22 protein-coding genes are annotated in these 24,227 nt (G+C 28.0%); 8 read left to right on the forward strand and 14 right to left on the reverse strand.

Annotated elements, in window-relative coordinates:
* Positions 1–32 precede the first annotated feature (32 nt).
* The 6 genes from GQX97_RS11975 to purD form a co-directional block, all read right to left on the reverse strand.
* Positions 33–767: an energy-coupling factor transporter transmembrane protein EcfT gene (locus GQX97_RS11975; protein WP_157152164.1), complete on the reverse strand. Its 735-nt coding sequence runs from the start codon at positions 765–767 to the stop codon at positions 33–35.
* A gap of 51 nt (positions 768–818) precedes the next feature.
* Complete coding sequence (locus GQX97_RS11980) at positions 819–1,649, reverse strand: ATP-binding cassette domain-containing protein (protein WP_157152165.1); 831 nt, start codon at positions 1,647–1,649, stop codon at positions 819–821.
* Entirely contained in the window at positions 1,634–2,464 is an 831-nt protein-coding gene (locus GQX97_RS11985; RefSeq protein ID WP_157152166.1) for an energy-coupling factor ABC transporter ATP-binding protein, read from the reverse strand. Before GQX97_RS11985 ends, GQX97_RS11980 begins: the two co-directional genes overlap by 16 nt.
* Before the next feature lie 21 nt (positions 2,465–2,485).
* On the reverse strand, positions 2,486–2,998 hold the full coding sequence (locus GQX97_RS11990; RefSeq protein ID WP_157152167.1) for a CD3072 family TudS-related putative desulfidase: 513 nt from the start codon (positions 2,996–2,998) through the stop codon (positions 2,486–2,488).
* Positions 2,998–3,600, reverse strand: coding sequence for a CD3073 family putative ECF transporter S component (locus GQX97_RS11995; protein ID WP_157152168.1), 603 nt, complete (start codon positions 3,598–3,600; stop codon positions 2,998–3,000). The genes GQX97_RS11990 and GQX97_RS11995 overlap by 1 nt, the downstream gene beginning before the upstream one ends.
* Positions 3,601–3,863: 263 nt before the next feature.
* On the reverse strand, positions 3,864–5,117 hold the full coding sequence (gene purD / locus GQX97_RS12000) for a phosphoribosylamine--glycine ligase (RefSeq protein ID WP_157152169.1): 1,254 nt from the start codon (positions 5,115–5,117) through the stop codon (positions 3,864–3,866).
* Positions 5,118–5,261: 144 nt separating this feature from the next.
* Between purD and GQX97_RS12005 the strand changes: the two genes are divergently transcribed.
* From GQX97_RS12005 to GQX97_RS12030, 6 genes are all read left to right on the forward strand, one after another.
* Positions 5,262–5,930, forward strand: a complete 669-nt coding sequence (locus GQX97_RS12005; RefSeq protein ID WP_157152170.1) for a hypothetical protein — start codon at positions 5,262–5,264, stop codon at positions 5,928–5,930.
* Between the two features lie 126 nt (positions 5,931–6,056).
* A complete protein-coding gene (locus GQX97_RS12010) occupies positions 6,057–6,458 on the forward strand; it encodes a YbaN family protein (RefSeq protein ID WP_157152171.1) in 402 nt (133 codons plus the stop codon).
* An 18-nt stretch (positions 6,459–6,476) separates the two neighbouring features.
* On the forward strand, positions 6,477–7,085 hold the full coding sequence (locus GQX97_RS12015) for a hypothetical protein (protein WP_157152172.1): 609 nt from the start codon (positions 6,477–6,479) through the stop codon (positions 7,083–7,085).
* Between the two features lie 39 nt (positions 7,086–7,124).
* Positions 7,125–7,682, forward strand: a complete 558-nt coding sequence (locus GQX97_RS12020; protein ID WP_157152173.1) for a TetR/AcrR family transcriptional regulator — start codon at positions 7,125–7,127, stop codon at positions 7,680–7,682.
* Positions 7,683–7,708: 26 nt separating this feature from the next.
* Complete coding sequence (locus GQX97_RS12025) at positions 7,709–9,457, forward strand: ABC transporter ATP-binding protein/permease (protein ID WP_157152174.1); 1,749 nt, start codon at positions 7,709–7,711, stop codon at positions 9,455–9,457.
* A 304-nt stretch (positions 9,458–9,761) separates the two neighbouring features.
* Entirely contained in the window at positions 9,762–11,414 is a 1,653-nt protein-coding gene (locus GQX97_RS12030) for an ABC transporter ATP-binding protein (protein WP_157152191.1), read from the forward strand.
* A 95-nt stretch (positions 11,415–11,509) separates the two neighbouring features.
* Here GQX97_RS12030 and GQX97_RS12035 read toward each other — a convergent pair whose 3' ends face one another.
* From GQX97_RS12035 to GQX97_RS12070, 8 genes are all read right to left on the reverse strand, one after another.
* A complete protein-coding gene (locus tag GQX97_RS12035) occupies positions 11,510–13,387 on the reverse strand; it encodes a fructose-specific PTS transporter subunit EIIC (RefSeq protein ID WP_157152175.1) in 1,878 nt (625 codons plus the stop codon).
* Between the two features lie 22 nt (positions 13,388–13,409).
* A complete protein-coding gene (gene pfkB, locus GQX97_RS12040; protein WP_157152176.1) occupies positions 13,410–14,327 on the reverse strand; it encodes a 1-phosphofructokinase in 918 nt (305 codons plus the stop codon).
* A gap of 41 nt (positions 14,328–14,368) precedes the next feature.
* Positions 14,369–15,109, reverse strand: coding sequence for a DeoR/GlpR family DNA-binding transcription regulator (locus tag GQX97_RS12045; protein ID WP_157152177.1), 741 nt, complete (start codon positions 15,107–15,109; stop codon positions 14,369–14,371).
* Between the two features lie 210 nt (positions 15,110–15,319).
* On the reverse strand, positions 15,320–16,789 hold the full coding sequence (locus GQX97_RS12050; RefSeq protein ID WP_157152178.1) for a M17 family metallopeptidase: 1,470 nt from the start codon (positions 16,787–16,789) through the stop codon (positions 15,320–15,322).
* Positions 16,790–16,855: 66 nt separating this feature from the next.
* Complete coding sequence (locus GQX97_RS12055; RefSeq protein ID WP_157152179.1) at positions 16,856–17,395, reverse strand: hypothetical protein; 540 nt, start codon at positions 17,393–17,395, stop codon at positions 16,856–16,858.
* A 44-nt stretch (positions 17,396–17,439) separates the two neighbouring features.
* A complete protein-coding gene (locus tag GQX97_RS12060) occupies positions 17,440–18,099 on the reverse strand; it encodes a late competence development ComFB family protein (RefSeq protein ID WP_157152180.1) in 660 nt (219 codons plus the stop codon).
* Positions 18,100–18,255: 156 nt separating this feature from the next.
* Positions 18,256–18,972 carry a phosphoribosylaminoimidazolesuccinocarboxamide synthase gene (gene purC / locus GQX97_RS12065; protein WP_157148693.1) on the reverse strand — a complete coding sequence of 239 codons (717 nt, stop codon included), beginning with the start codon at positions 18,970–18,972 and terminating at the stop codon, positions 18,256–18,258.
* Positions 18,973–19,064: 92 nt separating this feature from the next.
* Entirely contained in the window at positions 19,065–19,619 is a 555-nt protein-coding gene (locus GQX97_RS12070; RefSeq protein WP_157152181.1) for a TetR/AcrR family transcriptional regulator, read from the reverse strand.
* 624 nt (positions 19,620–20,243) lie between these two features.
* Between GQX97_RS12070 and GQX97_RS12075 the strand changes: the two genes are divergently transcribed.
* Together GQX97_RS12075 and GQX97_RS12080 are read left to right on the forward strand one after the other, a co-directional pair.
* Positions 20,244–21,746, forward strand: coding sequence for a TolC family protein (locus GQX97_RS12075; protein WP_157152182.1), 1,503 nt, complete (start codon positions 20,244–20,246; stop codon positions 21,744–21,746).
* A 26-nt stretch (positions 21,747–21,772) separates the two neighbouring features.
* Positions 21,773–24,227 (forward strand): efflux RND transporter permease subunit (locus GQX97_RS12080; RefSeq protein ID WP_157152183.1); only part of this gene is annotated, 2,455 nt, incomplete at its 3' end.

Consider the following 24,227-nt stretch of genomic DNA (forward strand, 5'->3'; position numbering starts at 1 on the left):
AGTTAGCTTAACGCGTGCTAAAATTCATCTTATTAAAATATATTTAAAATATTAATTTCTAATCCTCTTAATAATAAATTAAAAAATAAACACACTATAGAAAATAAAATATATAAATAATCTTTTAATCTTAAACTAGATTCATACAATCTTGTTTTTTTAGCATTATCATTATATCCCCTAATTTCCATAGCAATGGCAGTCTTTATAGATGATTGTATAGCTAAAACTACTATAGGTATAAAAATACTAGTTACATTTAATATCTTTTCGTATATAGATATGATATCATAATCTAAACCTCTTGCTTTTTGTGCTTTAAATATCCTCACAGCTTCATCTTTTATTAAAGGAATAAATTTTAAAGATAATGCTATTATTATACTAATATTTTCTATAGGTATTTTTAAATATTTTAAAGGATAAAATATTTTTTCTATTGCAAAACCAATGTCTATAACAGTCATAGATGATAACATAACAGCTGCTAATATTATGATAAAAAATAACCTAGAAGCAGTATTTAATATATAATAAACATCTCTTCCTATAAGAAAATAATTAATAAATATTATAGACAATAGCAGCCATATAGAAGCTAAAAATATCTTTAATATATTCCCAACGTTTATACCTACAAATAATATATGTATAATAATCACTATAGTGAAAAATATAATCTGATTAATATTTCTCATCATAATCAATGAAACAGTAAAAACTATTGTAGATAAAAAAATTGTTCTAGGGTCAAATCTATTATTCATTTTATTTATTCTCTTTTATTAAAAATTATTAAAAATTATATTAAAAAACTATTAAAAAATTTTTTCTATTAACTCTTTTATATTATATGCTCCATCAGCCTTATTCATTCCTAATCTTTTTAGCTCTTTTATGTATTTATAAATATCAGGCTCTGCTAAATTATATTTATTTAATATTTCATCAGAAAATAATAAGTCTTTAGGTTTTCCTAATATATATTCTTTATTTTTATTTAAAATAAACACATCATCTCCATATTCTATTATATCATCCAACATATGAGATGATTGTATAATTGTAACATTTAAGTTTTTATTTAATTCTTTTATTGTATTCATAAATATGTTTTTACTTTCAAAATCTAACCCAGCAGTAGGCTCATCTAAAAATAATATCTTTGGAGAAGTTATTATAATTGATGCAAGTGCTATAGTTCTTTTTTGCCCGCCACTAATTTCAAATGGGGATTCTTTTAAAATTGCTTTATCTATATTTAATAATTCCACTACTTCTTTTAATTTTAAATTAATTTCTTTGCTGCTTAATTTGTTTCTTTTGAGATTAAATATTATTTCTTCCCTTATAGTATCATTGAAAAATTGCTTATCAGAATATTGAAACATTATTCCAGATAATTTTCTAAACTCTATTAAATTCTTTTTGTTGTTTAGGCTTATATTGTTAAATAATATTTCACCAGATATTTTCTTTGTAATCAAAGACATAGTTTCAAGAAGTGTAGATTTACCGCTTCCGGATACACCTGTAATAAAATGAAATTTACCGCTTTCAAAAATGATATTTAAATCTTCTATTATGATATTTCTTGTTCTTTTATTTAAGATATATCCTGCTGTTAAATTTTTTAAAGATATTTCCATAATTTATCACAAACCATTTTATAATCAAAAACATATTCATCTATTAAAACATTCTTTTTTTTATACAATTCATAAGCTAATTGAAAATTAATAGGCATATTAAGTTTATGAAACTCATCGCTTTTTATCAGCATCTGCACAAACTCATTAACACTGCCATTAAATGAAATAACTCCATTATCCATAAATATAACATCATTGCAATATTCTATTTCATTTAGATGATGCGTTACTATTATTATAGCAGTTCCCATAGAATGCACTTGATTTAATATTTCTATAATCTTTTTTCTATTTTCACTATCAAGCATAGATGTAGGCTCATCCAACACCAATATTTTTGGATTTAATGCTAAAGAAGAAGCTATACAAAGTCTCTGCTTTTCTCCGCCAGAAAGTGAGGATATTTTATCCTTTCTTCTATTAGATAAACCTACTATCTCTAAAACTTCATCTATTCTTTTATGCATATCTTTACTAGCTATAGAATAGTTTTCCATAGAAAATGCCACATCAAACTCAACTATATCAGCAACTATTTGATCATCTGGATTTTGAAAAACTAAACTAGCCATTTTATATATTTCATAAGACTTTTTATTTATGTCCAAATTTAGTATTCTTATTTTACCGCTATTTGCTTTCTCTATTCCAAACATCAATTTTATTAAAGTTGATTTGCCGCTGCCGTTCTTACCAAGCAATGCTAAATAACTATTTTCATTAATGCTAAAACTAAGATTGTTTATAAAGTTTTTTTCACCCTCTGCAAAATAAGAAAAACAAACATCTTCAAATTCAACAACCTTATTCATAATCAATCTGCCTATATATTTTTATAAATAATCATTAACATCATAAAAATTAATATTGATATTATTCTCTTCTAAAATAATCTTAAAAGTTTCCATAAATACCCCGCTCTCATTTACCATCTTTATTTTAGAATTAATATCTTCCAAATCTTTATACTTGCTAATCTCTCCGCCAATATCTCCACAACATGTAAGATTAACTCCGCAGCTCGGGCTTCCTGCTATACCATATACACCAATTATCTCATATCCATTATTAATATATTCTTTTATAATATCAACAAAATCATTGATTCTGTTTTTTATATATTTTTTATACCCAACATTACAGAATTGATCTTTAACATGTCCCCATCTCTTTAGTCCATAATATTCTGTTTCAGGACAAGGTAATTGCAATATACCAACATTGTTTTCAAATAATTTTTTTACAAATGGCAAAAAAGTATTAATATCCTTATATTCACCCTTTACTACAGAATTCTGATTTAATATGCAATGTGATAATATTGCTAATTTCTTGCTTCTGTTCATTATATTTCCTCTTCTGACTTAGACATTCTTTGAGATAATATCTTTTGGTTTGAAGTGATTTTGTTTAACAAAGAAGTTGGTATTCTTAATATGATAATACTTGCTATTATACAAGAAAGCGGTTTATCTATGATATTTGATATAATTCTAGGTATAAAAGCAGCAGTAAAAATCTTTTGACCGCTTTGAACTAAAAATCCTGTCATAATATCCATAGTTCCGCCAGTTAATCCGCCATATAATAAAACTGTAATAGGTGTGCCAACTAAAGGAGCTACTACAGCAAGAATTACTCCTGTTATTATAGCTACAGGTATCTTAAAGCCAAAATTAATAGATACTATTCCAACAACTATACCTATTATCATATTAACAAGTGCATAAGGTAGCTCTGCCGGATTATTAAGCATTGATGTTATTAAATTTGTAATGAATCCTGTTATTCCTCCATACAATGGTCCTAATGCAGCAGCACTCAATACAGTACCAATTACATCAAAAAATACAAAAGGTATTTTTAAATGTGATGATATAAAAGATAATACAATATTTAAAGCTACGCCTATAGCACAAAAAACTATAGAATATGTTTTGTTTTTCATAAAATAATCCTTGTAATTATTATTTGTAATAAAAAGTATTTTAAAAGTATTTAAAAATATTTAATTAAAGAAAATTGTTTTTTTTATAAGCAACCTGCTTACGGGAATTAATGATTCTGAGGAAAGTCGTATTCGTTGATAAAATACATTAGTTTTGATAGGAATAAAATTTTCATTATAATAGAATCCTATGTAATTGTTATATGCCCTATACTACAATACATAAAAAATATGTCAATAATATTTTATAATATTAATAAAAATTATTTAATTAAGCCAATATCTTTTCTAAAATATTTATCTTTAAAATCTATTTTTTCAATATCACTATAAGTTAGTTTTCTTGCTTCTTCCAAACTGTCTGCAATATTTACAACATTCAAAACTCTTCCGCCGCTTGTAATAATATCTTTATTTTCATCGAGTTTCGCACCAGCAATAAAACATTTGCCGTTTATATTGTTTATGCCAGTAATTTTGTAGCCCTTGTTATAGCTAGAAGGATATCCGCCAGAAGCCATAACCACACAGCAAGCATGTTTATCTTTCCATTTTATATTTATATCTTTTAATTTTTTATCCATAGCACTTTCTATTAAAGATAAATAATCACTCTCCATTAGCATAAGCACAGCCTGTGTCTCTGGGTCTCCCATTCTTACATTATACTCAAGCAAATATACACCTCTCTTTGTAATCATAAGACCAAAAAATATTATACCAGCAAAACTTATATTTTCTTTTTTCATTCCTTGAAGTGTAGGATTTAATATATCTTTTATAAATAAGCCTTCTGCTTCTTTTGTATAATAAGGGTTAGGAGATATTACCCCCATTCCTCCAGTGTTTAATCCTTCATCATTATCCAATGCTTTTTTATGGTCTTTAGCAGATATAAAAGGTATTATAGTGTTTCCATCTGTTATAGATAAAATAGAAGCCTCATAACCTTCTAAAAACTCTTCTATTACTATCTCGTTGCATGCCTCACCAAATACTTTTTTTATCATCATATCTTCTAATGCATTGTTGGCTTCATTTATATCTTTACATATAATAACGCCCTTACCCAAAGCAAGCCCGCTCGCCTTTATAACAAGAGGATAATTTACACTATTTAAATATTCTTTTGCATTATTATAATTATTAAATGTTTTGTACTCTGCTGTTTTTATGCCATACTTTTTCATAAACTCTTTGGCATAAGCCTTAGATCCTTCAAGCATAGCTCCTTTTTTATTCGGTCCAAATATTTTTAAATTGTTCTTTTCAAATATATCAACTATACCTGCAACAAGAAGCTCCTCACTTCCCACTATAGTTAAATCAATATTTTTCTCTTTTGCAAAATTAACAAACTCTTCAATTCCATTTAATTTTACATTCTCGCATTTATTTTCATAAAAAGTTCCAGCATTCCCCTCAGAACAATATATCTTCTCTACTTTTTCATTTTTTGATAAACTAAAAGCTATAGCATGTTCTCTTCCGCCAGAGCCTATAATTAATATTTTCATTATACAAAACCTTTATTTTTTTCTTATATTATAAATGATTAATTATATTTAGTCTATAAAATAATTAATTTTTAATTGACAAAAATATATTTTTATGTAAAATGAACAATGTTCAGTTAGAAAATTAATTAGGAGCAGCAACCTATGAAATATATAGCTCTATTGTTAATAATATTTTATTCATCACTATATTCATATAATTCTGAAGAAATTAATGACTTTTATAATAATTATTATTCAACTAAATATGATATAAAAACCATAGAAGATAATTCCTCTCAAACATATCAAAACTTATATTTTTTAATACAATCTAAAAAAATAGAAGATAAAAAAGAAAAGTATAATTATTTAAAAGAAGCAATTAATCAAAATAAAGATTATGAAGAGTCTGATGATATTGATTATTTAATTAGCGTGTCAGAGTTAATGAATTATATAATGTATTATTGCAATGTTTCAGAGAAAATTTCTTTTGGTTCAAAAAGCAAAGATATATACAAAAATATTTTAGCAAAAGATGAAAAAAATTTCTTTGCTCTTCTAGGCACAGGAATAGGATATATGCATGCACCTGTAATAGCTGGAGGAAGCAGTAAAAAAGCTTTTCAATATTTTAATAAGGCTCTAATAAATGCCAAAGAAACATATCAGAAATATTTAGCTTATGTTTGGTTATCTCAGTATTATTTCAAAATGGAAGACAATGAAAATTATATTAAATACATAAAAATGAGTAAAGGTATATATGAAAATGGTTATTTATTAGAATATGCAATGGACAGAAATTTAAATCACGAAAAAACATTATAAAAATTCATATTTATTATTGACTAAAAACTGTTATTGGTTTATAATGAACATTGTTCAATATGAAATAATATATTGAACTTTTATTTTGTTTACATAATGAACAAGGTTCATTACAAGAGTAAAATTATGAGAGCATTATATATAGTTTTAGGGTTTTTATTTATGGGGCTTGGTATTATAGGAGTAGCTCTCCCAATACTTCCAACTGCACCGTTTCTTTTGCTTGCTGCATTTTTCTTTGCAAAAGGCTCTCAAAAGTTTCATAATTGGTTTATATCTACTAAACTTTATAAAAAACATTTAGAGAGTTTTGTTAAATCAAAAGCTATGACATTAAAATCTAAACTAAGCATACTTATACCTGTAACTATTATGCTCATACTTGCTTTTATATTTGTAAATAATTTGCACGCTAGAATTGCATTAGTTGTATTGTTAATAATAAAATATTTTTATTTTTTTGTATGTATAAAGACCATAAAAGAATATAGAGAAAATACAAATATTGAATTTGATGAACAGAAGTAAAAAATAGATGATAATATTATGAGAGTATATAGATATATAGCTATAATAAATATTATAACTTTGAGTTTTTTTGATATTGCCTACACAGAAGAGGAGAATAAAAAAAATAGGATTTTATCTGGAGTTGATAACAGATTTTTTTCTATAGGGTTATACAGCAGTGCTGATACAATAAAAACAAGCGTTAATATAGAGTTTGGTTTTAAACTATTTAAGTATAATAATTTTGAGATGAAAAGTTATACTTCTATAGTAGGCTCAAAGATATATGATGATAATCCTGATATGTATCAATTAGGTTTGATGCAAAAAATTACTTTTGGAAGCAAAGATGTATACACAGGAGAGATAAGCATAGCTAGATATGCATTTGCTTTTGCGAGTTTTGGTTTTTTATCATTTACAGCTAATAGTGGGCACAAATTTTTATTTACAGAGCCTTTTTACTGGGAAGTTGGAGGAGGAGCTGGATTTAATATAAATGTAAGCAAACATGTGGGTATGGTATTAGAGTTTGGAGGCGGGCTTCATGATATTTATAATGGAGCAAAACTTGGTTACCCTAGAAAATTAAATATGGTTGGTTTTGGAAGAATAAGTGTAGGTGTGAGATACTATATTTTTTAATAATTAAATAAACATACTATTTTTAAGGAAGTAAGTATTATGAATAAAAATATAACTTCAAAAGAACAAATACTTAATATGAGCAGAGAACTCATAAAAAGAAAAGGTTTTAATTCAATTAATATAAGAACAATAGCAGATGCATGTAATATAGCTATTGGTTCTATATATAATTATTTTAATTCAAAAGAAGATTTAACTATAGCTATAATAGGAAGCATATGGCTTGATATATTTCATCCTTCAAATATTTGCATACAATCTGATAGTTTTATAGAAGTGATAGATACAATTTTTAAGAGCATTGAAAATGGAAATAAAGAATATCCAAATTTTTTCTTAATGCATTCTACTATACTATTTGGAAAAAACAAAACTAAAGCTATTGGTATGATGAACAATATAAAAAACCATATTAGAGAAGGATTATATAAAAATCTCATGAATGATGAAAATGTGAGAAAAGATGCATTTAATGAAAGTTTTACTGCAGAAAAATTTATAGATATAGTATTGTCATTTATAATAAGTGCTATGACTAGAGAGGATTATGATAGTTCTGGTATAAAAGAGATAATAAAAAGAAGTATTTACTAATAATTTAAATATATAAAGGAAAGTTTATGATAAATAAAAGGCTTATAGCTTTGATGGGAGAAGCTAAAAAATATATAGCTTGGCATGTAATAATACAGCTTGCAAATTTAGCTCTCAATATAGCTGCAATATTTTTTATGGCTAATATTATACAAAAAGCATATCAAAAAACTATAACAAAAGAAGACATTATAACATTATGTATTGCTATTTTTGTTATAATAGTTTTAAGATTTAGATTTAATATTTTAATAGCAAATATGTCATATCATGCTTCTGGAAGAGTTAAACAAACTTTAAGAGAAAAGATATACTCTAAACTTCTCACACTTGGAAGCAGATACAAAGAAAAATTTTCAACAAGCGAAATTGTTCAAATATCTATGGAAGGTGTTGATCAATTAGAAACTTATTTTGGACGTTATTTACCTCAATTTTTTTATAGTATGATAGCTCCTATTGTGCTTTTTTGTGTGCTTTCTACTATAAGTGTAAAGTCTGCTGTTATACTTTTAATATGTGTTCCGCTTATACCTTTATCAATAGTTGCTATAGTAAAAATTGCAAAAAAGATATTAAAAAAATATTGGGGAAGCTACAGCGATTTGGGAGAGATATTTTTAGAGGATGTACAGGGGCTTACTACTTTAAAAATATATAAGGCTGATGAAAAGAAAAATGAAGAGATGAATATAGAAGCAGAAAAGTTTAGAATTGCCACAATGAATTTATTATTTATGCAATTAAACTCTACAACCATAATGGACATAATCGCATACGGCGGAGCTGCTTTAGGAGTAATAATATCTATACTTGAATATATGAAAGGAAATATTAACCTTGCAGGAACATTTACTATAATAATGCTTTCTGCAGAGTTTTTTATTCCTTTAAGACTTTTGGGGTCATTCTTCCACATAGCTATGAATGGAATATCTGCAAGCGATAAGATGTTTGAGATACTTGATATGCCTGAAGATAAAAACAGAATAAATAAAATAAATAAAGATAATAAAGAGATTATTTTTCACAATGTAAGTTTTGCCTACAATGAAGATAAAACCATATTAAAAAATATAAATCTTAATATAAAAGAAAAATCATTTGTTTCTATAGTAGGAGTTTCTGGTTCTGGAAAAAGCACAATTGCGGGTCTCATATCTTTAAAAAATGAAAATTATAAAGGCTCTATAAAAATAGGAAGTTTAGAACTCTCTACAGTAGACAAAGATGATTTATATAAAAAAATAGCAGTAGTTGATCATAACAGTTATTTATTTGAAGGCACTGTATATGATAATTTAAAAATGGCAGGAAGCACTATCACAGAAAACAAAATGAATGAAGCATTAAAAAAAGTAGAGCTTTATGATTTTTTACAAACTGAAGATGGTCTTAATACAAAGATAATGGAGAAAGCTTCCAACCTATCGGGAGGGCAAAAACAAAGATTAGCATTAGCAAGGGCTATACTTTTTAATGCTGATATATATATATTTGATGAGGCTACTTCTAATGTTGATGTTGAAAGTGAGGAGAGCATTATGGAGGTGATAAGAGATATAGCTAGGGAGAAGACGGTTATATTAATATCTCATAGGCTTTATAACTGCATACCTTCAGACAAGATATATTTTTTAAAAGACGGTGTTATAGAGGAAGAAGGCAGTCATAATGAATTGATGAGTATAAATGGAGAGTATGCGAGAATATTTAATGAGCAAACAAATTTAGAGAGCATAACAAAAGGGGAGAGTTTAAGCATAGCGATATAATTATATATATTAGATTTTACATTTTGTTGTTTGTGGTGGCTTTGCCCCCTGCGAAGCGTGCCCTTAGGGTACACACCCCCAGTTCTTTTATTGGTATAAAAGAACCAAAAGAACTGCATTTTAGAAAGTATGCTTTAGATTTATTTTAGGCATATTCCTAATATATAAACTATAGTACTTGCGTTTTTTGCAACTTTTTTGAGCGACAAAAAAGTTGATAATATAATAGGTGCGAAGTCTAGAAAAGAACAATAAAAACAATTAATAAATTAATTAATAAAAATAATAAATTGGAGTTTAAATGATGCGAAGAAGCGGTATTAAAATTATGGCACAATTAATCGGACTAATTGCGCCGCTTATGCATGTTATGATATTGGCAATAACTACAGGAGTGTTGGGATTCTTATGTGCTATATCTATAACAATATTAGGCGGATATGCAATATTAACTTTTTTGGGTTTAAATAATTTCTTTACAATAAAAACAATATTCATTACTGTTTTGGTGCTTGCAGCTTTAAGAGGTTTGCTTCACTATGTTGAACAGTTAAGCAATCACTTTATAGCTTTTAAATTACTTGCATTGATTAGAGATAAAGTTTTTAAGGCTCTAAGAAAATTATCTCCTGCAAAACTTGAAGGAAGAGACAAAGGAAATTTAATAGCACTTATTACGAGCGACATTGAACTTCTTGAAGTGTTTTATGCCCATACAATTTCACCAATAGCCATAGGAGTATTAACTTCAATAATAATGACAATATTTATAGGAAGTTTTAATATTGTGTTAGGTGCTATTGCTTTACTTGGATATTTTACTATAGGTTTTATCATTCCTTATTTCTCATCAAAGTTTGGAAAGAATGACGGAATGGAATATAGAAATAATTTTGGTAAATTAAACAGCTATTTTCTTGACAGCTTATGGGGAATAAAAGAGATACTTCAATTTGGATACGGTGAGAAAAGAATACAAACAATAGAAAATAAAACCGATAACTTAATGGATTTAAACAAAAAACTAAAAAAATATGAAGGCATAATATCAGGACTAACCACTTCAGCAGTGTCACTATTTACATTAGCTATTCTTGTTGTGAGTGTGTTAATATCAAAAGACAAAAATTTATCTAATATATTAATACCTACTATAGCAATGGCAAGTTCTTTCGGTCCTGTAATAGCATTGAGTAATTTATCAAACAATTTATTTATGACATTAGCAAGCGGTGAGAGGGTGCTTAATTTGCTTGCAGAAAAGCCTATTGTAGAAGAAGTTTATGATGGAGAGAGTAATTTAGAGTTTAATGGGCTTGAATGCGAGAATGTATGCTTTGATTATGAAGGCGAAGAGATATTAAATAATTATAATTTAGAGATAGAGCCTAATAAGATAATAGGCATAAGCGGAAAAAGCGGAAGCGGAAAATCTACACTTTTAAAACTATTCATGCGTTTTTGGGATATAAAAGAAGGAAGCTTAAAAATATCTGGCTCTAATATAAAAGATATTAATACTGATAGCTTAAGAGATATTGAAAGCTATGTAACTCAAGATACTTCAATATTTAAAGACACTATAGAAAACAATATAAAAATAGCAGATAAAAATGCTACAAGAGAAGAGGTTATTGAGGCATGCAAAAAAGCATCATTGCATGACTTTATAATGAGCCTTCCAAACGGGTATGATACTAATGTAGGGGAGCTTGGGGATACTTTATCTGGCGGAGAAAAACAACGCATTGGAATAGCAAGAAGTTTCTTACATAAAGCACCATTCATGCTTCTTGATGAGCCTACAAGCAATCTTGATAGTTTGAACGAAGCTGTTATATTAAAATCTGTGAAAGATAATAGCAAAGATAGAACTGTTGTTTTGGTATCGCATAGACTCTCTACACTTAATATAGCTGACAAAGTGTATAAAATGAAAACAGACAGAGTGAGCTAAAAAAGTAAATTGGAAAGTAAATTAAAAATTAAGTTTAAAAAAGAAGTATAGTAAAAATAATACTATACTTCTTTTTATATGTATTTATTTAATTATTAATCATTAACAGTCTTTTTAATAAATCCAAGAAGAACCGCTGTAACTACAGAACCTATTACTATAGCAAGCAAATACATTACAGGATTATTAACTATAGGCAAAACAAATATACCGCCATGAGGAGCTCTTAACTCTATATGAAAAGCCATAGACAAAGCCCCAGAAATTGCAGCACCAATCATACAAGAAGGAATAACTCTTATAGGGTCAGAAGCTGCAAAAGGTATAGCTCCTTCAGTAATAAATGAAAGCCCCATAACATAACAAGTTTTTCCAGCATCTCTTTCATCGGCAGAGAATTTATTTTTAAATATTGTAGTAGCCAATGCTATACCCAAAGGAGGCACCATTCCTCCAGCCATAACTGCAGCATGAGGTGCATATTGACCAGAAGCTATCATTGCTATACCAAAAGTGAAAGCAGCCTTGTTTATAGGGCCTCCCATATCAGTAGACATCATAGCACCAAGTAAAGCACCTAATAATATTAAGTTTCCTGTTCCTAAGTTTTGTAAGAAATTTGAAAGACCAGTATTAATTGCAGCTATTGGGTTAACTATAAACAAATACATTATAGCACCAGTGAAAAATATACCAAATAAAGGATATAATAAAACAGGTTTAATTCCTTCTAAACTGTCTGGCAATTTAGAGAAAATCTTTTTTAATAAAAGAGTGATATATCCGCCTAAAAAACCACCTATCAAACCGCCCAAAAATCCGCCGCTGTTGTTTAAAGAAATTAATCCTCCAACCATAGCAGGAGCAAAACCCGGTCTGTCAGCAATACTCATACCAATAAATCCTGCCATTACAGGAACCATGAGGAAGAATGCATTTCCGCCTCCTATGTCATTTAAAAGCTTAGCAAAATAATTGTATGAAGGGTCATTAGGGTTGCTTGCATTAATACCAAACATAAATGAAAATGCTATTAATATACCTCCGCCTACAACAAATGGGAGCATATTTGACACTCCTGACATTAAATGCTTATATACTCCTGTTTTTGGCTTTTTAGCAAATTTATTTGAAGCTTGAGTATTATCTTCACTGCTATGATATATAGGAGCAGTTTGATTTATGGCATTGTTTATTAATCTTTCAGGGTCTTTTATAGCCTCTTTTACTCCTACTATATCAACATTCTTTCCTGCAAATCTCTCCATAGCAACATTTTTATCTGCTGCTACTATTATTCCTTTTGCATTTTTTATCTCTTCTTTTGTAAGTTCATTTTTTACACCACTTGAACCGTTAGTTTCTACTTTTATAGTAATTCCAAGTTCTTTACCTTTTTTAAGCAATGCATCTGCTGCCATGTAAGTATGTGCTATTCCTGTAGGGCAAGCTGTTACTGCTAATACTTGATATGAATTGCTATTGTTAGTTTCCTGATTTAATGATGAGTTTTCATTATCTTTTTCAGCATTCTTTATTAATATATCCAATACTTCCTCTTTGCTTTTTACATTAAGAAGTGCTTCTCTAATATCATCTTCAAGAAGAAGTGTTGTTATTTTTGATAATAATTCAATATGAGAATCGTTAGAGTTTTCTGGAGCTGCTATCATAAAAAATAAATGTGAAGGCTTACCGTCTAATGATTCATAATCAACACCTTTTTTTGAAATACCTATTGCAACTGTAGGAACCTTTACTGCATTAGTTTTACCATGAGGTATTGCTATTCCTTCTTCCATACCTGTTGAGCTTTGAGCTTCTCTCTTTAGTATTTCCTTTTTATACTCTTCTTTGTCATTTAATTTACCGTTATTATAGAGAATATCTATCATTTCATCTATAATTTCTGATTTTGTTTGTCCCTTTAGGTCGATATTAATACAATCTAAAGTTATAACATCTTTTAGCATTTTTTAGCCCTCCATTTATATTTTAATTAATTTTTTTTATTTCTACGTTTTCTAGAAATTTATTCATATTTTCAAATGTAGTTAACCCTTCAGAGCATGCAGTAGAGCTTCCGCTTGCTATAGCATACTTATAAGAATCAACTATACTTAAATTATTGCTTATACCGTAAACTATTCCAGCTACCATAGAATCTCCAGCACCAACAGAACTTATCAATTTTCCGTCAGGTGCATTTCCAAGATAAGCTTCATCTTTTGTTACAAGCACAGAACCATCTTTACCCAAAGAAACTATTACATTCTCGCTTCCTTCTTTTATTAGCTCTCTTGCATATTTTATTATCTCTTCTGTTGATTCTATTTTTTTATTAAAATATTCTCCTAACTCTTTTTTATTAGGTTTTGTGAGAAATACTTTTTCTTTTAGTCCTATTTTAAATGCCTCATCTCTTGCATCCAATATCACTTTTATATTTTTGTTAGCATTTGATATAACATTTTTATATATGCTGCTTTCAATAGAATTAGGAACGCTTCCAGATAATACTAAAACATCATTTTCTTTTACATTATTTTTTATGTAGTTTATAAGTTCATTAACTTTTTCTTTTGAAATATTAGGAGATTTTCCTGCTATTTCTGTTTCTGTTTTGTTCGTTTTTAATTTAATATTTATTCTTGTATCTTCTTCTAAATAAATAAAGTTTTCTTTTATGCCATATTCTTTTATATGCTTTTTTATATAATCACCTGTAAAGCCTCCGCAAAAACCTAATGCAGTAGATTCAACATTAAAATTTTTAAGCACCTTAGAAACATTTATTCCCTTGCCTCCTGCTAATGTATAGGCATTATTAACTTTGTTTAAATCCCCCTCTTCAAAGTTTTCCATGTCTATATAATAGTCAACAGCAGGATTTAATGTTAAAGTATATATCATAGTTAATCCTCCTTGTTTTTATTTTTTTCTTTCTTTTATTATTAATTAACAATATATAAGCCTTTTAATTTGCTTTTTATTTCTTCATTTATCTCTTTAGCATTTGTTATTAAGTATGAATCTTCCAAATTATAAAAATTAACCAAGCTCTTTTTTTGTAATTTTGATTCATCACATAAGAAGTAAGTTTTATTTGCCTTTGAAGCAGCTTCATTTTTTATCAATGCCTCTTCACTGTCAGGAGTAGAATATCCGTTAATATCTATTCCATTTGCTCCCATAAATGCCAAATCAAAATTAAAACTTTTTAGAGATAAAACAGCACTAGCACCAACCAAAGCACCAGTAAGCATTTTCATCTTTCCGCCAATTAGGTAAGTTTCTATTTTTTTATTATAAAGCTCCTCTATATGGCTAAGCCCATTAGTTACTACTTTTATGTTCTCTATACCAGCTAAATATTTAATCATAGCAAATACACTTGTACCTGCATCTAAATATATAGTACTTCCGCTTTCTACCAATGAAGCAGCAAACTTTCCTATATTTTCTTTTTCTTCTGAATATATTTCTTTTTTATATAATAGGCTCTCTTCCTGAGTATCAACTAATATCGCACCGCCATGAACTCTTCTTATTTTTCCTGCTTTTTCAAGAAATGTTAAATCACGTCTAATTGTAGCCTCTGAAACATTAAGCCTTTCAATTAATTCCTCCACTTTTATATTTCTTTTCTCTTTTATAACTTCTAATATTAGCTCATATCTGCTTACTTTTAGCATTATTATTTTTACCTCTTCACTAATATAGTATATAAAAAATTCATAGAAAATCAATCAAAAATAGTCAAAATTAATCAAAAACAATCAAAAAATATACAGCTTTACTTAAAAAATTATAAATTAGCTATAAAAACAAAATATTTAAAATAAAAAAGTCCTGCCAATACAAAGTATTTAGCAGAACTCTTAAAAAATATAAAATAATTATTATTAATTAATTTCTATTAACTTCTCAATAGTTTTTTCTAATAAATAAACTCCAACACCAGTAGCACCTTTAGTTAAATATTTATCATTAGAATCAGATACAGAAGTGCAAGCTATATCCAAGTGAGCCCATTTAGTTCCTTCAGTGAAGTATGAAAGAAATTGTGCAGCTGTAATAGTGCCTGCATATCTTCCGCCAGTGTTTTTAATGTCTGCAACATCAGATTTTATTTGCTCTCTATACTCATCAAACATAGGAAGCTCCCATACTCTTTCATAAGTATCATCACCAGCATCTTTAATAGCTCTAGATAATTTATCATCTGTAGAAAGAAGTCCTGTAGCATGTCTTCCTAAAGCTATAGAACAAGCACCTGTTAATGTAGCAATATCTATTATATAATCAGGTTTATATTTATCTATTCCATAAGCAAGGGCATCGGCAAGTATTAATCTTCCCTCGGCATCAGTATTAACAACCTCCACAGTAACACCATTATACATCTTTAATATATCGCCGGGGTTAATAGCACCGCTTCCTGTTTTGTTGTCTGTCAATGGGCAAATAGCAGTAACATTAGCATCAAGATTCATATCGGCAGCCAAAAATAAAGCTCCGCAAACTGCAGCTGCACCAGCCATATCGTCTTTCATGCCAAGCATACTATCAGCAGGCTTTAAACTCATTCCGCCAGTGTCAAAAGTTATACCCTTACCAACTAATACTACATTTTTTTTAGCCTTAGGCTTTTTATATTGCATACAAAGTAATCTTGGAGGGTTCTTACTTCCAGCATTAACACCTAATATACCATTCATCTTTAATGTCTTTAATTGTTTTTCATCTAATACAGCAGCAGTTATTTTTTTCTTTTCTGCAATCTTTTTTGCTCTCTCTATAAATGTTAAAGAATTAATAACATTGCTAGGCTCATTAACCATATCCCTAGCCCAACAAATATGCTCAGATATACTAGAAGCAATATTAATAGCATTATCTGTATCTTTTTTATGGTCAGACACTAATAAAATATTATTAATATTATTCTTGTCTTTAAGTATTTTTTCTCCCAAATAATAATTAAAATTATAAGAAGCTAAAAACATTCCTAAACAAAATTGTATATAAGATTCCTCAGAACCAATCTCAGCAAATAATTCTGCCATATCTACTTCTATATCAGATATATGAAGCTGATTCATTATGCTTATTAAAGAAGCTCCTGCATTTTTCCAAGTTTCATAGATATAATTTTTTACTTCTTTATAAGTAATATAAATTACTCTAGTATTGCTTGAAAAAGCAAATGCAAATGGAGTTGATATAGTGTAATATTTGTCTTTTACTAAACTGTTAAATAATTTTATATACTCATCATTAAATGTGCAAACTTTTGGTTTTTCTTTTTCAACCTTAACAAAGATTGCCACTGTATCTTTTTTTATAAAATTGTTTGTGTGTTTGAGTTTCATCGATATGTCCTTTAAGAATTCTATAAGATATTTTAAATATTATATATAATGTTTATTTTATGTCAATTAATTAATTTTTAAATTAACATAATCTATAGATAAGTCATCTTTAGTTTTAGTTATTACTAATTTATACTTATCTCCATAATGAGTGTAAATCTCAGCTAAATTATCCCCATTAGAATCTTCTATACGTTCAATTTCTAATGCTATATTATTATTATCCAAATTTTTAAATATATTTTCTAAAGACATATCAATATTATTAGTAATGTTGAGTGTAATTTGATCTATTTTTTTATCTGAAATAAAAACATTAACTTCTGCATTATTTTCATGTATATTTATATCTTTTTTTAAAATGTTATTATAAATTATATTTCTATCTATATTAAATAAATTAGATAAATTATCAAAAGATGTTGTGAAAGAAAGGGAAGCCAAAGATTTTACCTCCCCATTTGCACAATAAAGTATATCATTATAAGAAAAAGGACGAACCATGTTTTTTTTATCATACACAACTTTATTTTTATGTATGATGTTTAATATCATTATACCAAATACTATAAAACATACTAATACTACAAACTTTATGAATCTCATTAATCTACAATAATACTAATTTACAAATATTTTTATTAATTAATTTATTTACTTTCTATAAGTGATATATCATTAACTTCTTCAACAGAAAATAATGGCATATCTCCTGCATTATAATATTCTGGCTGTATAGTAAAAGTTAAAGAACTTCTATACTTCTGATAATTTTCAGCTTCTACTACTATATCTAAATTAACATCTATCTTTTTATTAGAATCTGTTTTTTGAGGCATAAAACAAAACATATATTTACCAGCAACATTTTTAGCAACTACAGCAGGATTTGGAAAATTAACTCCATATCCTTTTAATAAAGCGTTATTACTAAACATATAAACTTTAGCACTCTCTATTCTATCAGTATTATTAGAAGCAAATAAATTACCCATTATACTAGGATAAGTGATGTAATAACCGCTCTCTTCTATAACAGGTATAGTGTCTGAAGCATTACTCTCTCTTCTTTTGGTAACAACCTCACAAGCTTGAGATATGATATTTAAAACTTCTTTATTATCTTCTATAGGGTCTTTATAGCTATATAATACCCCCCTAGCACTTGTAACATATTCTGGTTTTACTCTATTTAATGTATATGCAATAATATCCATACGCATGTTGCTATTAACTGGAATATTTTTCTTTTGTAGATATGCATCTGCCAACTTAGAAACTTTTTGTTCCATTAGGTTTACTAAATACATAACAAAACTCCTTAAACTTTATAATACATTATACAAAATTATATATTATTTGTCAAAGTAAATATAATAAATTGTGTAAAAATGAAAGGGCTAAACTAATAGTTAAGCCCCCTAAAAAATAATAACAATATAAAACTATTTATATAATAAAATTATTTACATATTATTAAGTCTATTTAATACTTCTATATAAGCCTCTTCTATAGAACCTAAATCTCTTCTAAATCTATCTTTATCTAATTTTTTGCCAGTAGCTTTATCCCAGAAACGGCAAGTATCAGGTGTAATTTCATCTGCTAAAAGTATTTCGCCTTTTGAGTTTTTACCAAACTCTACTTTAAAATCTACCAAAGTAATACCTATTTTATCTAAAGCCTCTTTTAATAAATTGTTTACTTTAGAAGTTACTTCGTATATATATTTTAATTCATCATAAGTAGCAAGTTTTAAAGCAACAGCATGATGGTCATTAATAAGCGGATCACCATATTCATCATTTTTATAACATATTTCAAAAATAGTATTAGGCGGAACTGTACCTTCTTCTATGCCGAGTCTTTTAGCCATAGAACCTGCTATTAAATTTCTTACTATTACTTCCAATGGAAATATTTTTACTTTCTGGCAAAGCTGCTCTCTGTCAGATAACTTTTCTATAAAATGTGTCTTAACACCATTTTTCTCCAACATCTTAAAGAGTAAAGTAGTAATCTCATTATTCATAACGCCTTTATCTTTTATAGAGCCTTTCTTCTCACCATTAAAAGCTGTGGCATCATCTTTGTAATAAACAATTATCTCATCAGCATTATCAGTAGAATAAACCTTCTTTGCTTTACCCTCATAAATCATTTCTTTTTTTTCTTTAGACATAACCTATACTCCTATTTATTAAAACGATTACTTATTATATACCCTTTTTTATTATTTTACTATAGCTTTTTTATTAAAACTAATATATTAATTTATTTTAAACTCTTCTCTAATAGCTTACATATATTGTTAATTAAAATATCTCTATCTATATTTTTATCTTCTTTTATCCAATGATATATTATAGAAACCAATCCTCCAGATATAAACTCTTGTATTACTATATTATCCTCATCTTTTAACCATTCATTTAAGTAGCCTAATAAAATTTTGTGAAGAAGTGATATAAACAAAAGTGTATTATTATAATTAACTAATGAAGTATTAAAATATTGTTTGTTATTGTCAAAATAGTTTATTATTCTTTCTATTATTTTTCTGTAATTTTTTCTAAAATTATAAATTAGATTATCATCTCTTAATTCTTTTATAATATCTTCTTTTATATCTTCTATGATGCTATTTAAAAGTTCTTCTTTATTGTTGTAATGGTCATAAAAGGTAACTCTATTAATCATAGATTTTTCGCATATTTCTGTAACAGTGATATCATTAAAGGAGTGAGTTTTAAAAAGTTCGAGTAAAGATTCTTTTAATAATTTTTGAGTTTTTATAATTCTCAAATCTTTTTTATTTTCTTCTGTCATAGTTAGATTATACTGAAACAAGTATATTTTGTCAAAATTTAGTTTTAATATTTTTGTTGTTTGTGGTGGCTTTTTATCTATATACAAATATAGATATTATTTTAGCTTTATATATTATAGTACTTGCATTTTTTGCAACTTTTTGCGGCGGGAAAAAGTTGAATAAAAAAACTTATTATATATTTKAAAACTTTTAAGTTTATCAATTTTTGTTTTTATATTTTGGGGACTAGTCCCCAAACCCCTACTTCTTTTGCGACCGAAGGAAGTGCCTGTGGTAGTGGCCCAAAGAAGCAAAAGGACTGCATTTTTATTATAAATTTCATAATTTAATTGTACATTAAAATGCACTCCCCCGCACGACTAATGAGTTATAATTAAAGCATAGCATTACCGTGCGGCAAGGTGGTACAGCTCGTACGCGGGAAAAAGTTGAATAAAATAAAAACCTATATAACAAAATATAGTTGTATTATATATTAATAAAATTGTAATCTTTTATCAAGATAATTTACAAAAACTAAAATATGTAGTTTATCATACAATAGTAATTTTTCTGTACTTGATATAATAAATAATCATAAATAAAATATAATATAAAGTATAATGAGGTTTTTTACAAAAGTGTCAAAAAAATTATTATATTATTTTACCATGTTTTTATTTTTATTAAGCAGTTCTATATACTCGCAAACCAATGCTCAAATACTCTCTTATGCTGAATATATTGAAAGAATAAAAAACATAATACCAGAGATGAAATTAACAGCGATACAAGAGAGTAATGCTTATAATAATCTAACTAAAGCAAAAAGCTCTGGAGATGTTAAGTTTGATTTGCAGGCAGGGGCAATAGGAACACAAAAACACTTTGATGAATATAATATTATACCCACAGCAGACTTTATGCATAACGGCATGCGAATTGGTGCGGGTTTCAGCGGACTTATACCATATTCAGGCACAAGATGGTCTGTAAAAATACAGCATGACAGCTATTTTGGTGATTTAAAAATGGGAGAGGTAGAAATACCTGTAAATACACCGCTCGGCACAGTTGTAGGAAGACTTCCAAATTTAAGCACAAACAATTTTAAATATTATGCCCCAAGTATAGAAATACAAATAGCTCAGCCAATATTGAGAGATTTTTTTGGTAAGTTAGATATGTATCCAATAAAGGATGCAGAATATCAGCTGTCAATAGCAAAACTAAAAAGAATAATAGATGATAACAGCGTATTAACATCATATCAGAAAATATATTATCAGTGGATTATGTCTCAAAAACTTATAAAACTCTATGATGAAATGATTAGAGAGGCAAGGGCTTTTGAAAATCAAATATACAAAAGATACACAAGCGGTGTAATAGATAATGATGCCTATCAAAATGCTAGAAGACAAACTTTAAAATATAGAGAAGCAAGAAACAAGTCAGAATTAATTTTAAAAAAGATAATTAGAAACATACAGTTTTTTATACCAGAAGAGAATGTTGAGCCTAATGAAGATGATTGGGAGAGTATGCTAGAGACTTCAATTAATGCTAAAATAAATGTTGTTCCATTTTTAGAGAGTGCTCAGGGGCAGATGGCTTATCAATTAAAATTAAGAAGCGAATATGCATTATCTATAATGAAAAATAATTCTCTTCCAGATTTATCTATAGTTGGAAGTGTATCATTGTCCACTTTAGATGACAGCGGTTATTTTAATTCTTTTTCAACTATGACGAATGTTGAATATTTTGTTGGTTTAATGTTTTCTTATCCTATAGGCGGAAGAGATGCTAAAGCCAAGATGGAAGATGCATACAATGCTTTAAGTGCTGTTACTGCAGATTTTGATAGGGTAAACAGAGATTTTGACGTGCAGATTGGAACATACTATGACGAGTTTGAGGCGTACAAAACAATGCTTGAAGATAAAAAACTTGAAGTGCAGGCTTTGGCTTCGAGGGTAAGAACTCAAAATACAAAATTTAATCAGGGCAGGCTTCCTGTTGATGAGATAATTAATGCAAGATTAGATTTAGTAAATGCCCGGGCAGAGCTTCTTAATTTGGAATATATGATAATAAGCACGGTGATGGATTATAATTCTCTTGTGCTTCTTAATAACTAAAAACATAATAAAACTTTTGAGGTATTATGGATAAAATTGTAGAATTATTTGCTAAAAATAGATTATTAGTAAATGTAATAATATTAATTACTGTAGCGATTGGTATGTTCTCTTATACTGCCATAAAAAAAGAGGCTTTCCCTTCTACAAACTTTGATGTAATGATAGTGCAAGTAATATATCCGGGTGCTTCGCCTCAAGATGTTGAACAAAATGCCATGATACCTTTAGAAGATGAGCTTCAAACTATAGCGGGTATTGATGAGTTTTATTCTATAATGATAGAAAATGCTGGTATTCTTACAATTAGAATAGACATGAAAATAAAAGATACAAGACCTATAAAAGATGAAATATTTAGAAGGCTTCAAAATGCCCCTAATGTATCTCAAGATGTTACAGAGATAAAAATTACAGAGGCTAATGCTAACAGAGTTCCAATATACAACATAGGAATAAAGTTTAAAGAAGGCATGGAAGGCACAGAAAAAGAGCTTTATGATATATCAAAAAGATTTGAAAAAGAGCTTAAATATGTTGATGGGGTTGCAACTGTTGAAGTATATGGAAGAACAGACCCAGAGATTCAAATTATAGCAGACCCATATAAACTTCAAGAATACTACACATCATTAACTGAAATAGTGCAGGCATTATCTTTAAGAAATGTGAGACTTACAAGCGGAAGCATGAAGCCGTATGAAAGCGAGGGAGAAGATGCCAAAAATAAATTATTGGTTACTGCTGGGCAATTTCAAGACCCTCTGTCAATCACAAATGTTATAATTCGCTCTATATTTAATGGTAAGCCTATAAGAATTGCGGACGTTGCAAGAGTAGAAGAGATGTTTGTTGATAAAACTGTGTATATGAGAGTAAATAAAGATAATGGATACTCTATAAACATAGTAAAAAAAGAAGATGCTGATATATTAAAAACTATAGACAATGTTAATGCTTATTTTGAAAAAAACAAATCCAATATTCCAAGCAATATAGAAATAGTTCCTATGTTTGATAACTCAAGAACCATTAACGACCTTCTTAATGCTGTATCATCAAATATCATTACTGGTTTTATTATCATATTTATAATACTAATAATATTTTTGGATTTTAAGAGTGCAATATTTACTTCGCTTGGTATGCTTATTGTTATATCGGTTTCTTTAATATTTATGACATACTCTGGAATTACATTTAATATTATATCTCTTGGAGGGCTTATTACTGTACTTGGTATGATTGTAGATAACTCTATAGTTGTATCAGAAAACATATTTAATTTTCACCAAAGAGGTTTTAGAGGTTTAGATGCCACAAAGAAAGCTGTTCATGAAGTATTTATGCCAATGCTTATATCAACGCTTACAACCGTTGCTTCTTTTGTGCCTATTATTTTTGTGGGCGGCACTATGGGAAGGCTTCTTAATCAATATCCTAAAGTTGTAATTATAGCTTTAATTGCTAGTATATTTCAGGCTGTATTGATACTTCCAAATAACCTAATAACTAATGAAGAATTAACAGGCATAAAAAAGAAAAAAAGATTTAATTTAAAAAATCCTCTCGACTTCGATAAAGATAAATTATTTGATAAGCTAAAAATACCTTTTGTTAAATTTTTGAAAATCACTCTTAAACATAGATATTTAGTTTTAATATTTTTTATAAGTGTATTTATTGTAAGCATATTTATATTTAAAATTGTATTTTCTCAATTTATACTTGTTTATGATACTAGTGCTGATGTTGTTGTTATTAATATGGATGCAGGTGTTGGAGCTCCATTATATAAAACAGAAAAATATTTAAGCGAAATAGAAGACATTGTTTTTAAAACAGTAGATACCAACGACATTATTGCAGTATATAGTTTACTTGGAAAACAATTAGACAAAAACAATGTTGATATTTCTGAAGAGATGGACAATCTCGCAGGAACAATTATATATTTAGTGCCAGCAAACAACAGAAAAAAAGTAGCCTATGACATAGCAGATGATTTAGAAAAGGCTGTAGAAGAGGCTGGGCTTAGAGATGAATTAGCACTTCTTACAATACACACAAAACTCCCTATAACACCCGGTAAGGCTGTGGATGTAAAAATAATAGGAAATGATACTGAAAAAGTTAAAGAGGTTAAAGACAAAATAAAGGCTCATCTATTAACACTAAAAGGAGTTATAAACTATGATGATGATGATAAGATTGGTATGGAAGAGCTTAGAGTGTTGTTTGATTATGACAGAATGAGTGAGCTTGGTGTAAATGTGGCTTATGCGGCAAGAGAATTGAGAGCGGCATATTCTGGAATAGTTGCTACTTCTATTCAGCAATTTGAGAATAAACTTGATTTTAGAGTGCGAATGGATAAAAAATACACCTACGACACTAATGTATTAAACAATTTATATATGCCAAGCACATATGGAAGACTAATACAATTAAAAGATATAGCAACAATAGAAGTTACAAATA

Origin of the sequence: Brachyspira sp. SAP_772, from assembly GCF_009755885.1 — a bacterium.
In the GTDB taxonomy this organism is placed as follows: domain Bacteria; phylum Spirochaetota; class Brachyspiria; order Brachyspirales; family Brachyspiraceae; genus Brachyspira.